14 protein-coding genes are annotated in these 14,809 nt (G+C 55.6%); 9 read left to right on the top strand and 5 right to left on the bottom strand.

Annotation, left to right across the window (positions count from 1 at the left end; translation table 11 throughout):
• Positions 1–63: 63 nt before the first annotated feature.
• From AB6V08_RS06600 to AB6V08_RS06590, 3 genes are all read left to right on the top strand, one after another.
• The gene (locus AB6V08_RS06600) at positions 64–1,662 is read left to right on the top strand and encodes an ABC transporter substrate-binding protein (RefSeq protein WP_368541937.1); all 1,599 of its coding nucleotides are present in this window, start codon (positions 64–66) and stop codon (positions 1,660–1,662) included.
• Between the two features lie 97 nt (positions 1,663–1,759).
• A complete protein-coding gene (locus AB6V08_RS06595; protein ID WP_368541936.1) occupies positions 1,760–1,993 on the top strand; it encodes a YdcY family protein in 234 nt (77 codons plus the stop codon).
• 483 nt (positions 1,994–2,476) lie between these two features.
• Entirely contained in the window at positions 2,477–2,986 is a 510-nt protein-coding gene (locus tag AB6V08_RS06590; RefSeq protein ID WP_368541935.1) for a hypothetical protein, read from the top strand.
• Positions 2,987–3,343: 357 nt separating this feature from the next.
• Here AB6V08_RS06590 and AB6V08_RS06585 read toward each other — a convergent pair whose 3' ends face one another.
• Together AB6V08_RS06585 and AB6V08_RS06580 are read right to left on the bottom strand one after the other, a co-directional pair.
• The gene (locus AB6V08_RS06585; RefSeq protein WP_368541934.1) at positions 3,344–3,793 is read right to left on the bottom strand and encodes a DMT family transporter; all 450 of its coding nucleotides are present in this window, start codon (positions 3,791–3,793) and stop codon (positions 3,344–3,346) included.
• Entirely contained in the window at positions 3,790–4,308 is a 519-nt protein-coding gene (locus AB6V08_RS06580; RefSeq protein WP_368541933.1) for a GNAT family N-acetyltransferase, read from the bottom strand. Before AB6V08_RS06580 ends, AB6V08_RS06585 begins: the two co-directional genes overlap by 4 nt.
• Positions 4,309–4,457: 149 nt before the next feature.
• Between AB6V08_RS06580 and AB6V08_RS06575 the strand changes: the two genes are divergently transcribed.
• From AB6V08_RS06575 to AB6V08_RS06565, 3 genes are all read left to right on the top strand, one after another.
• Positions 4,458–5,033 carry a helix-turn-helix domain-containing protein gene (locus tag AB6V08_RS06575; protein WP_368541932.1) on the top strand — a complete coding sequence of 192 codons (576 nt, stop codon included), beginning with the start codon at positions 4,458–4,460 and terminating at the stop codon, positions 5,031–5,033.
• Between the two features lie 65 nt (positions 5,034–5,098).
• On the top strand, positions 5,099–6,130 hold the full coding sequence (locus AB6V08_RS06570) for an NADP-dependent oxidoreductase (protein ID WP_368541931.1): 1,032 nt from the start codon (positions 5,099–5,101) through the stop codon (positions 6,128–6,130).
• A gap of 245 nt (positions 6,131–6,375) precedes the next feature.
• Positions 6,376–7,044, top strand: coding sequence for a GntR family transcriptional regulator (locus AB6V08_RS06565; RefSeq protein WP_368541930.1), 669 nt, complete (start codon positions 6,376–6,378; stop codon positions 7,042–7,044).
• 211 nt (positions 7,045–7,255) lie between these two features.
• On the opposite strand, the gene pqqU is transcribed toward AB6V08_RS06565, so the two are convergent.
• On the bottom strand, positions 7,256–9,370 hold the full coding sequence (gene pqqU, locus AB6V08_RS06560; RefSeq protein WP_368541929.1) for a TonB-dependent receptor PqqU: 2,115 nt from the start codon (positions 9,368–9,370) through the stop codon (positions 7,256–7,258).
• A gap of 241 nt (positions 9,371–9,611) precedes the next feature.
• Between pqqU and AB6V08_RS06555 the strand changes: the two genes are divergently transcribed.
• Positions 9,612–10,673 carry a YncE family protein gene (locus AB6V08_RS06555; RefSeq protein ID WP_368541928.1) on the top strand — a complete coding sequence of 354 codons (1,062 nt, stop codon included), beginning with the start codon at positions 9,612–9,614 and terminating at the stop codon, positions 10,671–10,673.
• A gap of 123 nt (positions 10,674–10,796) precedes the next feature.
• Here the strand turns inward: AB6V08_RS06555 and ansP are convergent, their stop codons facing one another.
• Together ansP and AB6V08_RS06545 are read right to left on the bottom strand one after the other, a co-directional pair.
• Positions 10,797–12,293: an L-asparagine permease gene (ansP, locus tag AB6V08_RS06550; protein WP_368541927.1), complete on the bottom strand. Its 1,497-nt coding sequence runs from the start codon at positions 12,291–12,293 to the stop codon at positions 10,797–10,799.
• 356 nt (positions 12,294–12,649) lie between these two features.
• On the bottom strand, positions 12,650–13,540 hold the full coding sequence (locus AB6V08_RS06545; protein WP_368541926.1) for a LysR family transcriptional regulator: 891 nt from the start codon (positions 13,538–13,540) through the stop codon (positions 12,650–12,652).
• A 112-nt stretch (positions 13,541–13,652) separates the two neighbouring features.
• On the opposite strand from AB6V08_RS06545, the gene AB6V08_RS06540 reads away from it, so the two are divergent.
• Positions 13,653–14,051, top strand: coding sequence for a (R)-mandelonitrile lyase (locus AB6V08_RS06540; protein WP_368541925.1), 399 nt, complete (start codon positions 13,653–13,655; stop codon positions 14,049–14,051).
• Between the two features lie 222 nt (positions 14,052–14,273).
• On the top strand, positions 14,274–14,795 hold the full coding sequence (locus AB6V08_RS06535; RefSeq protein WP_368542119.1) for a DUF2778 domain-containing protein: 522 nt from the start codon (positions 14,274–14,276) through the stop codon (positions 14,793–14,795).
• Positions 14,796–14,809: the final 14 nt, after the last annotated feature.

Raw genomic sequence — 14,809 nt, 5'->3', positions numbered from 1 at the left:
CCAGCTCAGATCGGCTGTGCTGTTATTACTGTCCTATATAATAAAACCGAAAGGGTTATAACCATGTCTACAGGGAAAACGCTGCTCGCGCTGGCGCTGAGCACTCTTTTACCGGCAAGCGCCGCATGGGCGGCGAACAACGACACCATCATCTACTGCTCTGAAGCCTCGCCTGAGTCTTTTAACCCACAAATCGCCAGCTCTGGCCCTACGTTTGTCGCCAGCTCTCAGGTGCTCTACAACCGTCTGATTAACTTTGATCCGGTGAAAAACACCCCGGTGCCGTCGCTGGCGGAATCCTGGACCATTTCCCCGGACGGCAAAACCTATACCTTTACCCTGCGCAAAGGGGTGAAGTTCAACAGCAATAAATACTTTAAGCCGACCCGCGACTTTAACGCCGATGACGTTATTTTCTCCGTCATGCGTCAGAAAGACCCTAAGCATCCGTACCACAATGTTTCGCAGGGCAATTACGAATACTTTAACGACGTTGGCCTGGACAAGCTGATTCAGGACGTTAAAAAGGTCGATGACTATCACGTTCAGTTCACCCTGACCGAACCGAATGCCGCGTTCCTTGCCGACTGGGGCATGGATTTTGCCTCTATTTTGTCTGCGGAATACGCCGATGCGATGCTGAAAAAAGGCACCCCTGAAAACGTGGACACCTGGCCGATTGGCACCGGGCCTTACGTGCTGCAGCAGTACAAAGTGGATTCCCTGATCCGCTACGTGGCGAATCCAAACTACTGGGAAGGCGCGGTGCCGACCAAACACCTCATCTTCTCCATCACCCCGAACGTGGAAACGCGTCTGGCGAAGCTGCAAACCAACGAATGCCAGATTATCCCTGCACCGTCGCCGGTTCAGTTTGACGTCATCAAGAAAAACAAAGACCTGACCCTGCACTCGGTGGATGCGCTGAACGTGGGCTATCTGGCGTTTAACACCGAGAAAAAGCCTTTTGATAACGTGCTGGTGCGTCAGGCGCTGAACTACGCGACCGACAAAAACGCGATCGTTAACGCCGTCTTTATGGGCTCCGGTACGGTGGCCAAATCGCCGATTCCGCCAAACATGATGGGCTTTAACAAAGACCTGAAGGACTACAGCTACGATCCGGAAAAAGCGAAGGCGCTGTTGAAGCAGGCCGGGCTGGAGAAGGGCGCGGAAGTGACGCTGTGGTCGATGCCGGTGCAGCGTCCGTATAACCCGAACTCGCGCCGTATCGCTGAGATGATCCAGAGCGACTGGGCGAAAGTGGGCGTGAAGGCCAAAATCGTCTCCTATGAGTGGGGCGAATACCTTTCCGGCATGCGCAAGGGCGAACACGACTCCGCGCTGTTTGGCTGGATGTCCGACAACGGCGACCCGGATAACTTTGCCGACGTGCTGCTGGGCTGCAACAGCATCAAAACCGGCTCTAACGCCGCGCGCTGGTGCGATAAGGGCTACGATGCGCTGGTGCAGAAGGCTAAACTGACCAGCGATCCTGCCGCTCGCGCGAAGCTTTACGGTCAGGCGCAGGAGATTTTCTACCAGCAGGCGCCGTGGATTGCCCTCGCAAACGGTAAGACCTTCTACGCGACGCGCAGTAACATTACCGGCTACAGCGTGAGCCTGATGGGAAGCGATTTCTCGAAGGCGAAGCTGAACTGATCCTGGCCCGGCGGCGCTGCGCTTGCCGGGCCAGCGCGTGTTGATGACAGGCCGGGCAGGCCGTAGCCGCCGCCCGGCGATTAAAAAAGGAGTGACAATGTCACATTTAAGCGAAGTCTCCGCCCGCGTCGATGCCGCCATCGAAGAGGGCGTGATTGCCCATATGAACGAACTGCTTATTGAGTTAAGCGAAGACGCCGAACTGAGTCGGGAAGATCGCTACACCCAGCAGCAGCGCCTGCGCACCGCGATTTCGCACCACGGCAAGCAGCATAAAGAAGAGATGGAAGCGCGCCACGAGCACCTGACGAAGGGCGGGACAATTCTTTAGAACTGGCGTCTCGCCACCTATGCCACAGTTCACAACAAGTATCGCCTCTAATTTATTACAAATGCGTGCCCCCGTTCTAAGGGGGGCTCACTACGCGTAATTTCTAAATAAACCATTTTACTCACACAGCGATATTCTTAGAGAAACGTTAATTAGAAATCTCTGTTAGAAAGCAGTTAAGAAAATGTGTAATTAGGACATAAATGCCATCGTGATGAAGATTTTTACGTGTGAAACTGTAAATAGCAGAGCCTAAGCAAAAGTCAGCAGCGCAAATTAGCACGTAGACCTAAATATTATTCAACTAACCCGCGCAATATGTGCGGGTTTTTTATTGGCTAAGGAAAATCTTAATGAAAGTAAAAGCTTTGTTTATTGCAATCGCAGTGACGCTCATCACTTGCTCGACAGCTTACGCTTGCCCGAAAGGTCAGCATCCACATGGAGGTACTGGGAGTCATCATAAGGGCGGGTATTGCTCTTATGACCAATAAAGCGCTGCTTTTAATGCCGTTAGCTCTAATAATTACTGCTTGTTCGGGACCTGGTCAGGCGAGGCATCAACAATGCCAGGAGATGAAGGAAAATGCATATGGTGAGCGCTGGGGAGCAGCATTATCTGGCGGCGTGGGTCAGATAAGAGCCGATATCGATCAGGCGGCATACGAGCGCTGTGAGGAAATGTTTGATTTAGTCCAATACAAGGCTCAATTGCAACAAGAGCAGGAGCAAGCTCAGGCGCAGGAACAAGCGCAGGAACGAAAGGAGCTTCTTCAAGAGAAAGTCAACAGTCCTGAAATGCGTGAAAAACTAAGATCTTCCTCGATCGAAGATTTAGTTAATTGTGAAAAAGCTGTCCAAAATAAAAATGATACCCATCCTGAAGATGTGAAAGCGATGGTTTCATACGTCTGCGAGAAAGAGATTGATAGAAGAATAGATGACGGCATAGTCAGTCGTAGCAAGGTAAACAAGATGCTCAACCAAGGTTAGCACTTATGGCGCAATAAAAATCCCCTTCGGGGGATTTTTACATGTTACGTAGAGTTTTGGGTATAACCGAGACTTACGTTAGAGGTTAAACTCTCACGGGTAGAATGGCATATAAGAACGAATGGCAGAATGACTCATGTTTTTAATAAGTTTCTGCCAAAAGTGGAGAGTTGAAAAATAGAGCGAACAGCTAGTTTGGACGCTCCTGTCAAATTAGTTCCTAAATCAAGTATAAGAGACTTTGTTTCGTAGTTAAGTTTCAATCGAATACTTTTCAGCAGGTAATATTTGTTCTTTTGCCGGGCATTTAGATGAAATTTGGGGAAGACTACTTTTCCCGTAATAATCTCTCGAGCATCAAAATGTTCGTCTTGCCACCAGCCAGGCGCCCACCACCAGCATCACCGCGCCGCACGCCGGGCCGACCAGCGCGCGCAGCGGCACGCCGTGGCTTCGGATCACATCCAGCACCAGGCCGCCGATAAGCTGGCTGGCCACCAGCACCGCAATGGTGGTGGCCGCGCCCACGTTCTGATAGCCGCTGATGCTGGCAAACACGAAAAACGACCCCAGCAGGCCGGGGATCAGCGTCCACCAGCGCACCGTGGCCGCCAGTTCGCTAAACCCGCCGAGGCCCTGTTTAATCAGCAGGATGCTGACAAACAGCACAATGCCCACCAGCGAATTCAGCAGCATGGCGATAAGAATGGTCGAGGAGGACTGGGTGATGCGCACCATCAGCGTGTTCTGCACCACCAGGCCGATACCCGCCGCCACCAGAAAAGCCAGAGTCAGGGATTGATTCATGGGATCGCGTCCGGATCGCTGCGCTCGTCGAGCTGCAGCTGCATAAAGGTTAAATCCAGCCAGCGGCCAAACTTGGTGCCGACCTGCGGCATCTGGCCGGTTGTGACAAACCCGAGCGTTTCATGCAGATGAATAGAGGCCTGGTTCTGCGCCTCGATCCCGGCCACCATCACGTGCTTGCCAATCTTACGCGCTTCAATGATTAACGCCTCCATCAGCCCGCGGCCAATGCCTTTGCCCTGGTGATCCGGGTGAACGTATACTGAGTGTTCAACCGTATGGCGAAAGCCATCAAAGGCGCGCCAGTCGCCAAACGAGGCGTAGCCCGTCACCACGCCGTTCTCCTCACTGACCAGAACCGGATAGCCCACCAGCGCCCGCGCCTCAAACCAGGCAATGCGGTTATCGGTGTCCACGGTTTTATCGTTCCAGATGGCGGCGGTGTGCAGCACCGCGTGGTTGTATATTTCACCGATAGCGGCGCAGTCTTCTTTGCTGGCGTGACGAATTAACATGATGAACCTCTGCGTGTGTTGTTCACTATAGTAGTACGTTATAGCCACGATATTACACAAGATTGCCGTCAGGCCGCTACGGCATAAGCCATAATTTTTTGTTATGAAAACGACGTTGAAATGCTGTTCATACACTATAGTATGACGTCATGAACACTATCACAGACAATATGAATCAACGGATTAGCGCACGAATTCGCATTGAACGCGAATCGCGCGGTTGGTCATTGAGTGAGCTTGCCGAGCGGGCGGGCGTGTCGCGCGCCATGATCCACAAAATTGAACGCGGCGAGAGCAGCCCGACGGCGACGCTGCTTGCCCGGTTGTCCGGTGCCTTTGGAATCAGCATGTCTACGCTGATTGCCCGCGCCGAAATGCAGGAAGGCAAGCTGCTGCGTCTGGCAAATCAGCCCGTCTGGCGCGATCCGCAAACGCACTATCTGCGCCGCCACGTTTCACCGCGCACCGACCTGCCTATCGATCTGGTTCAGGTTGAGCTGCCTGCGGGGAGCGATGTCCCCATGCCTGCATCTTCGTATGCGCTGGCGCGCCAGCTTATCTGGCTGCAAAGCGGCGAGCTGGTGTTTCAGGAGGGGGAGACCCGCCACGAAATGAAGGCCGGGGATTGTCTGGAGCTAGGGCCGCCAAACGACTGCCGGTTCATCAACGAAACCGATGAATCCTGCGTTTATCTGGTCGTGCGTCTTAACCAGTCTGGCTCGTAATGTTAAAGCAGCCTGAAACATCTCGGGCTAGGCTCTTATGACGTTTGCACAATAAGGAACATGCTATGAGTCAATCAAATCGTCGTTGGGTTCTGGCCTCTCGTCCGCACGGTGCGCCGGTTGCGGATAACTTTCGTTTAGAAGAACAGCCCGTCCCGGAGCCTGGTGAAGGCCAGGTGCTGCTGCGCACCGAGTGGCTCTCTTTAGACCCCTATATGCGCGGACGCATGAGCGATGCTCCGTCTTACTCACCGCCGGTAGAATTAGGCGCGGTGATGGTTGGCGGAACGGTAAGCCGCGTAGAGAAATCTAACAACCCAGCGTTTAAGGCGGGTGAGTGGGTGCTGGGCTACAGCGGCTGGCAGGAGTATGAACTGTCTGACGGCAGCGGCCTGGTCAAACTGGGTGAGAACCCGGCTAAGCCGTCGTGGGCGCTGGGCGTTCTCGGGATGCCGGGCTTTACCGCGTACATGGGGCTGCTGGACATCGGCCAGCCTAAAGCCGGCGAAACGCTGGTGGTGGCCGCGGCGACCGGGCCGGTGGGGGCGACGGTAGGGCAAATCGGCAAGATCAAAGGCTCCCGGGTTGTTGGTGTCGCCGGTGGCGAGGAGAAATGCCGCTTTGCCACCGAGGTGCTGGGCTTCGATCTTTGTCTGGATCACCGCGCCGACGACTTCGCGGAACAGCTGGCGAAGGCGTGCCCGGACGGTATCGACGTTTATTACGAAAACGTCGGCGGCAAAGTCTTTGACGCCGTTCTGCCGCTGCTGAACACCTCGGCGCGCGTCCCGGTTTGCGGGCTGGTGAGCGGCTACAACGCCACGTCGCTGCCGGACGGCCCGGATCGCCTGCCGCTGCTGATGGCGACCCTGCTCAAAAAACGCATCCGCATGCAGGGCTTTATTATCGGCCAGGACTACGGCCATCGCATTCAGGAGTTCCAGGACGAAATGGGGCGCTGGGTGCAGGAAGGCAAAATCCACTACCGCGAACAGGTGACCGACGGGCTGGAAAACGCGCCCCAGGCGCTGATTGGCCTGCTTGAAGGGAAAAACTTCGGTAAAGTCGTGATTCGCGTCGCGGGCGATCGGAAGTAAAAAAGATAATGGCGGGAATTCCCGCCATTATTATTTGTGAAGATACGATATATTGTCTTTAATTAAACCAGCTCAACCTTCGCTGCCGTCAACGCGACGAGCGCGAAAGGTAAAAAAATAAAAATGCAGTTTTGCGTCTACACGCTTTTCCCAATACCAGGCATGAAGATACAGGATTTATCTAAGCGGCGCCCGTTAACCCGGGCGCTCAAAATAGCGTATTGTTTTGGCTACGGGAATTGAACATGCTTGATTTGGATAATTTAGAAAAGGCACAGCGCATCAGTCTTACCATGCAAGTTGAGATCAGTCTGAAAGGGGCGTTAATTACCGGTGCATTGAAGCCGGGCGCCAGGCTGATTACCAAAGAGATTGCCGATAAGTTAGGTACCAGCATTACCCCCGTTCGCGAGGCCCTGCTGCGGCTGGTTTCCGCCGGTGCGCTTCAGGCGACCCCGGCGCAGGCCTTCCTGGTGCCAGAGGTCACGCTGGAGCGTTATAACGAGATCAACGCTATTCGGAAACAGCTGGAACCAATGGCGGTTGCCGCGGCCTGCAAGCTGATGTCTGAAGCGCGGCTGAAGGTTCTGCGCGAGCTGTCCGATCTCTTCCATCAGGCCATGCTCAACGGCAACGTTCAGCAGGCGCTGAATGCCAACCGCGTTTTCCGTTTTACCCTCTATCAGTACGCCGAAATGCCCACGCTTAGCGCGCTTATTGAGCAGCTTTGGGTGCGTATCGGCCCGTGCATGAACTATCTGCATGAAGAGAAGCAGGACATTGCAGGCGCGCCGTATCACTACGCGGAGCTGCTTGCGGCGCTGGAGCGCGGCGATGCGGAGGCCAGCCGAAAGGCGATTGATTCGCTGATTGATGAAGCGAACGTCCTTTTAAAAAGGCAATATTTAGGCTGAGGAATCACGCATAAGAAATTGCCATTTTAATTTTAAATATTCACTTTCTGAATAATTTCCCGGGGGCATGATGTCGCCGGGAGAGTTATTTCTTTATGGATTACGATAAAAGCGTTTTATCGGAAAATAACGTTTTCTGACAATAACGGGAAAGGAATAAATATTAAATGCGTGGAAAGAACCCGACAGCCTCAGGCTGCCGGGTAGCGGTTTACTCGAAGCGATAGGAGACCGACAGCCCAACGCCGTAGTTACGACCCGGAGCCGGTTCGTAGTAGCGTCCGTTAGATTCGTTGACGATCACCGAGCCGACGTACTCTTTGTCGAACAGGTTATCGACCCGGCCAAAGACGTTCATACCCCAGTTGCCGTAGTTGAACTTATACCCGGTATTAAGGCCCACTACCGTGTAGGACGGGGCTTTCGCGGTGTTTTCGTCGTCGGCCATGATATCGCTCATGTAGCGCACGTCCGTGCCCGCGTACCAGCCTTCTTCCGGCTGCCAGCCAAACGATGCGAAGCCCATGTTGCGGGCAATGCCCGGCATCCGGTTGCCGTTACAGTCAGCATCTTTACACACGTTGGTGCGGTAGGTGGCGTCCAGATACGTCCACGCCATTTTCAGCTTCCAGTTTTCGGCAAACTGCTGGTCGAGGGAGAGTTCGACGCCCTGACGGCGGGTTTTACCGGCGTTTTTGTAGCTGGTACGCCCGCCCGAGCTGGCATCCACCACGATCTCATCGTCGGTATCGGTGCGGAACAGCGCGGCGGTCAGCAGACCGTTGCCCACGCGGGTTTTACTGCCCACTTCGTAAGTATTGTTGGTGGATGGCTTCAGGCCGATGTTCAGCCCGCCCTTATCATCTGAACGGTAGGAGAGCTCGTTAATGGTTGGCGTTTCAAATCCACGTCCAGCCGCGGCGTACAGGTTCCAGGCGTCGGTCAGCGCATATTTCACCGAGCCCGCCGGGAGCCATTTGTGGTAGCTGGTATCGCCGCTGTCGTCGCCGTTGCCGGGCACTACGTAGTGGTCGTTGGAATCAAACCACACGGAGCTGTAGCGCACGCCAGCGTCCACGGACAGCTTTTGCGTCAGCTGCCAGCTGGTTTGCAGATACGGATCGACGTTCCACATCAGGTTTCTTTCGCTGCGGCGCTTTTCGCCTTTAACGCCGTAGTCAGGTACGCCGTTATCCATGACGAAGTTCTGATAGCCCCGGCGATCTTCGCTGAGGTTTTCGTAGTTCAGCCCGGTGGTAAAGGTGACCGGAACCAGCAGCTCGCCTTTGTGCGTCCAGCGGGTGTCGACGCCCTGGTAATGGCGCTGCATGTCGATCACGCCGCCGGAGTGGGTGGCTTTCAGCTGCGGCTGATACGGAATCGACTGGTACTGCGTCATTTCACGTTCGCCCGCGTACATCATCACGCTCAAATCATCATTCGCGCTCAGCTGGCGGTCGTAGCGCAGCCCGGCCTGAGTCTGCTTGATGGTTTTACGCGTGTTGTACTGATCCCCGCGCGGAGACTGTCGCGGGTTGTCGCGCCACTCCTGATAGTTCAGACCGCCTGGATCGTTGGCCTTCATGTCCACGCTGTTGAAGATCAGCGTTAATTTGCTGACGTCATCGATGCGCACGCCGAGCTTCGCGTTGGCGAGGTTTTTACGCGCGCCGCTATGGTCGCGATAGCCTTTGGTGGTGAAGCGGGTGGTGGAGACGGTGTAATCCACATCCCCGGCGTGGGTGCCGTCGCCCATTGCGCCGGTGGCTTTCATGCCGTAGCGCCAGGTGCCGTAGCTGCCGTAATAGCTGCTGGCCTCAACGGTTGGCGGCTGCTGTCCGGTCTGGGTGTTGATGTTGATCACGCCGCCGGAGGCGTTGCCGTAAAGCGCAGAGAAGGGCCCGCGCAGCACTTCAACGCTGTCGATGCTGGTGAGGTCGATGTTCGACGTCTGGCCCTGTCCGTCGGGCATGGTGGCAGGAATGCCATCCACGTACATGCGAATACCGCGCACGCCGAACGTAGAGCGCGCGCCGAACCCGCGCATGGAAAGCTGAAGATCCTGCGCGTAGTTCTGACGGTTCTGGATTTGCAGGCCGGGCACGCTGCCGAGGGATTCCGACAGGTTAATGCGCGGCGCCGCCTGGCGCATATCGTCGCCGTTAACCACGCTGACGGCCGCAGGCGTATCGAGCTCCGATACAGTTTGCGGGGTCGCGCTGACGATCATTGTCTGTTCTTCTGCGGCCAGTGAGGCGGCAGGGGCAATCACTACGGGCACCAGCAGCAGCGGGAGAGTAGCCTTCGTGGCAGAAAAGATTTTCATGGAATAAGCCGGTTAAGATAAAAACGAACCAAATGGAACATGTGCATACATGTTAAATCTTTTGTAAATGTTTTGAAAACTATAACCGCACATTGCGTTAATGAAAGGCGCTCAGAGAAAGAAAAACTCCACATTCACCTCATTAATGATTACTATTCTCATTAATACAACGGTAAAGCCATGACTTTGCCTGCCGGAAGCGATGTCAGCAGTAAATCACCTCTTTTAAAAAGGAATTGTTATGTCTTTACGTCATCTGTGCTCCGGGCGCCTGCGTAGCGCATTGCTGATGGGCTCCTTGCTGGCCGCCGGTTCTTTCCAGGTTCACGCCGCCGAAGAGATGCTGCGCAAGGCCGTGGGCAAGGGCGCCTATGAAATGGCGGTGAGCCAGCAGGAGAACGCCCTGTGGGTCGCCACCTCCCTGAGCCGTAAAACTGATAAAGGCGGCATCGTCTATCGCCTCGATCCGGTGACGCTGGAAGTGACGCAGGCCATTCATAACGATCTTAAGCCGTTCGGGGCGACCATCAATAACGCCACCCAGACGCTGTGGTTTGGCAATACCACCAGCAGCGCGGTTACCGCCATCGATGCCAAAACCGGTGACGTGAAAGGGCGCCTGGTGCTGGACGACCGCAAGCGCAGCGAAACCGTCAAGCCGCTGCAGCCGCGCCAGCTCGTTGCTGACGACACCACCAACACGGTCTACATCACCGGCATCGGCAAAGAGAGCGTGATTTGGGTGATTGACGGCGAAACGCTGAAGCTTAAAGAGACCATCGCCAATACCGGCACCTACAGCACCGGGCTGGCGCTGGACGCAAAAGCAAAACGTCTGTACACCACCAATGCCGACGGCGAACTGCTGACCATCGACACGGCGACCAATAAGATCCTCAGCCGTAAGAAAGTGCAGGACGATGGCAAAGAGCATTTCTATCTGAACCTGAGCCTGGACACCGCCGGGCAGCGCGCGTTCCTGACCGATTCAAAACAGCCGGAAGTGCTGGTGGTCAGCCTGAAAGACGGCAGCGTGATGGAAAAAATCGCCGCCCCGGCATCGCTGGCGGTGCTGTTTAACCCGGCCCGTAACGAAGCCTACGTGACCCACCGCGAAGCGGGCAAGGTGAGCGTGATTGACGCCAAAACCTACAAAGTGACGAAGACCCTTGATACGCCTGTCTACCCGAACAGCCTGGCGCTTTCCGCCGACGGTCAGACGCTGTACGTGACGGTGAAGCAGAAATCGACCCGCCAGCAGGAAGCGACCCAGCCTGACGACGTGATTCGTATTGCACTGTAAATAGCATTGCGCGAGGCGCGGGAGACCCTGTGCCGCCGGGCAAAAAAAAGGAAGGCCTATGCCTTCCTTTTTTATTTCGCCGGGTGGCGGCTTCGCCTTACCCGGTCTGTGAACAGCGCGCGATTAACGCGATGTCTCTTCAACCAGCGGGCAGCCCGGCTTTTCATCTTCAGGATGAACCGGCGCGGTGCTGTGAATTTCGTGAACGCGTTTACGCACGCCAAACCATCCGGCAATCAGCAGCACGGCCAGCAGCGGAATGGTGGCGATGGTGTAGGTGCCGTTCGGGTAGTCAAACGCCATCAGCACCAGCACGCTGAACAGGAACAGCAGGGTCAGCCAGGAGGTCACTGGCGCGCCCGGCATTTTGAAGCTCACGTCCGCCGCTTTACCTTCTTTAATCGCTTTGCGCAGACGCATCTGGCACACCACGATAAATGCCCAGGAGGCGATAATGCCCAGCGCGGCAACGTTCAGGACGATCTCAAATACCTGAGAAGGCACCAGATAGTTCAGGAACACGCCGAAGACATAGACCACCAGCGTGGCGAGGATACCCGCGTAAGGTACCTGCTGTTTGCTCATCTTCGACATGAACTTCGGCGCGGAACCGCCCATCGACATGGAGCGCAGGATACGGCCCGTGGAGTACAGACCGGAGTTCAGGCTGGAGAGCGCCGCGGTCAGCACCACGATGTTCATGATGCTGCCAACGTAAGGCACGCCAAGCTTGGAGAAGAAGGTCACAAACGGACTCTGACCCGCCTGATACGCATTCCACGGCAGGAGCAGAACCAGCAGCACCACGGAGCCGACGTAGAACAGGCCGATACGCCAGATCACGCTGTTGATCGCTTTTGGCACCATGGTCTGCGGATCTTTACATTCGCCTGCTGCGGTACCCACCAGTTCGATGGAGGCGAAGGCGAACACGACGCCCTGAACCAGCACCAGCGCAGGCAGCAGGCCGTGCGGGAAGAAGCCGCCGTTATCGGTTATCAGATGGAAGCCGGTGGCGTTGCCGTCCAGCGGCTTGCCGCTGCCGAGGAACACCGTACCAACGACCAGGAACACCACAATCGCCAGCACCTTAACAAGAGCGAACCAGAACTCCATCTCGGCGAACCACTTCACGCCGATCATGTTCATGGTGCCGACAATCGCCAGCGCGCCGAGGGCGAACACCCACTGCGGCACATCGCCAAACGCGCCCCAGTAGTGCATATACAGCGCAACGGCGGTGATATCGACGATACCGGTCATCGCCCAGTTGACGAAGTACATCCAGCCCGCCACGTAGGCGGCTTTTTCGCCGAGGAACTCACGCGCATAGGAGACAAAGCTGCCGCTGGACGGGCGGTGTAGCACCAGCTCGCCGAGCGCGCGAAGAATGAAGAAGGAGAAGATCCCGCACACCAGATACACCAGGGCGAGAGCCGGGCCAGCCATTTGCAGACGTGCGCCTGCACCTAAAAACAGACCAGTACCGATAGCGCCGCCGATAGCGATCATCTGTACCTGACGGTTGCCCATCGCTTTGTGGTAGCCCTCTTCGTGAGAGTTCAACCAGCGACGTTTCGCAGCGTGATGATCGGCTGCGCTTTTATTGCTTGTTTTCATTGAGTTACCTGTTTGCCTGTCTGAACCATTATCGTGATAGTCGTTCCCGGCAGAGATCGAGACAATCGATTGCCTCTGCGCAGACACATGCTGCCTTTCCAGTCTTTCTGCGTGTGGATAAGGCGAAACATGGCGAGGCATCCTACCCGCAATTCATAAGTGACGCAAAATATAACCGTGCCGAAAGTGATGCATGTCGAAGGAAATCGTGTGGTCAGAGCAGACGGGGATCACAACACGCTGAATCGTGGTGATTTTTCAGGCAAATGCGCCGCCCGCTGATGATTAAATCATCAGCTTTGCTTAATGGTTGCGAAGGGGTATTGATGAAATCCATTCACAATGGGGAACGCATCCTACGGGTAACGCAGCGACTCCAGCAGAAGTGCAAAGGCGGTGGTGTGCTGGCGGCGGCTCGGGTAGTAAAGATGATAGCCCTCAAACGTCGGACACCATTCCTTTAAAACGTGAATTAGCGTCCCGCTGGCGATCGCCTCCTGAATGGTATCCTCCGGCACATAGGCCAGCCCAAGCCCGGACGCCGCCGCGTCAATGCGCTGCGGTAAATCGTTCAGCGTCAGCTGCCCCTCAACCCGCACGCGAATTTCACGCCCGTCCCGCTGAAACTCCCAGGCATACAGCCCCCCGCGCGTGGGCAGGCGCATGTTAATGCAGCGGTGCTGCGCCAGCTGTTCGGGATGGTCAGGCACGCCGAAACGCGCCAGATAATCAGGCGATCCGACCACCGCCATGCGCATATCCGGCGCGATACGCACGGCAATCATGTCTTTGGCAACCTGCTCGCCCAGGCGTACCCCGGCGTCAAAGCGCCCGTCGACGATATCGGTCAGGCCGTTGTCCACGGTGACTTCAACGTTGATGTCCGGGTATGTCGCCATAAAGGCCTTCAGGGCAGGCCACAGCACGGCGCTCATGGCGTGTTCCCCGGCGGTAAGGCGAATATTGCCGGCCGGCCTGTCGCGGGTATCGCGCAGCGCCGCGAGTTCGCTTTCGATTTCCAGCAGATGCGGGCTCAGGCGCATAAAAAGCTGCTCGCCCGCCTCGGTCGGAACCACGCTGCGGGTCGTTCGGGTCAGCAGGCGCATGTCCAGACGGGCTTCGAGATTGCGCATGGCGTGGCTTAGCGCCGACTGGGAAACGCCAAGCTGCGCGGCGGCGCGGGTAAAGCTGCGTTCGCGGGCGACCACCATAAAGGAGAGAAGATCGTTGAAATTGTCTTTTAGCATCGCACAGGACCGGATTTATGAATTTGGCTCATGGTTCCTTTCTGATTATGCAGTCTAATGCTCCGTCCGCCTTTGCGCTACTGTTACCCCAACAGCAAACGAGGAGGACACAATGAAAATTATCCGCAGCGGTTCATTACCATCAAAACGCGGCCCCGAAGCGTGGTTTACGGGCACCGTGCGTATCGACGCGCCTTTTCAGGCGACCGAGCCGGCAAAGGTGGGCGGGGCAACCGTAACCTTTGAACCGGGAGCACGCACGGCCTGGCATACGCATCCGCTCGGGCAAACGCTGATCGTAACCCAGGGGCGCGGCTGGCTGCAGGAGTGGGGCAAAGAGGCGGAGCCGCTGAATCAGGGCGATATCGCGTGGATCGAACCCGGCGTGAAGCACTGGCACGGGGCCAGCGCGCAAACGGCGATGACGCACATCGCCATCGCCGAAGCGGTGAACGGCAGCCCGGTGGAGTGGCTGGAAAAAGTGACCGACGAGCAGTATCAGATTAGCTAGCCCTCAAGCGCCGCAGACGTGCCCGTTGGGCAGGCGCGCTGCGGCACGGGTGACTTCAATCCGACAGAGGGAGCACGCGTAAATTAACATTCACGTGGTGAACCTGGCTAATAGTTGAATCGTTAATGGATTGATTTAATTAAGAATAGTGCCAATGTTCAAACGGGGTGAGAGGCGAGTAGGGTGGACTCATTAATGCTGGCCTTTATCCACGGTGAAAATATGGCACTACATGGAAAGTTGATTCTGAATGGCGCAGATTACGCGCCTTTTAACCTGTATGGGGTGGGTGTGTTTATGGCGCATTCGGGGCGGGGAGTGCACAGAAACAATGGCGTGTGCGGTGCGATCCCGGACTCAGGGCCCTTGCCCGTTGGGAAATACTGGATTGTGGACAGACTTGAAAGTAATTCTTTGTATCAGATTGCATTAGAAATCCGCGATGCAGTCAGCAGTGTTACAAGGCGCCGCCAGTTTGGAAAATCTGACTGGTTTGCATTATGGCGAGATGACGGACTGATTGATGATTACATGTGGATTGAGGGCCTGCGAAGAGGGAATTTTCGTTTACATCCCGGTCAGGCATCAAAAGGGTGTATTACAATTGCTCATAACTCTGATTATGCTCAAATTCGCAATGCGCTGATAAATACACCACTCATTCAGGTTCCTCACAAGAAATGTTTTTTTGCTCGCGGTTGGGTGGAGGTAGTAGCCAGTGGCTATAACAATAAATGCCCATAGAGCGGGCGTCATTA

This window comes from Enterobacter soli, assembly GCF_964208575.1.
In the GTDB taxonomy this organism is placed as follows: Bacteria; Pseudomonadota; Gammaproteobacteria; order Enterobacterales; family Enterobacteriaceae; genus Enterobacter; species Enterobacter soli_A.
Note: the sequence above shows the minus strand (reverse complement) of the source record. Positions and strands in the feature narration are given on the sequence as shown.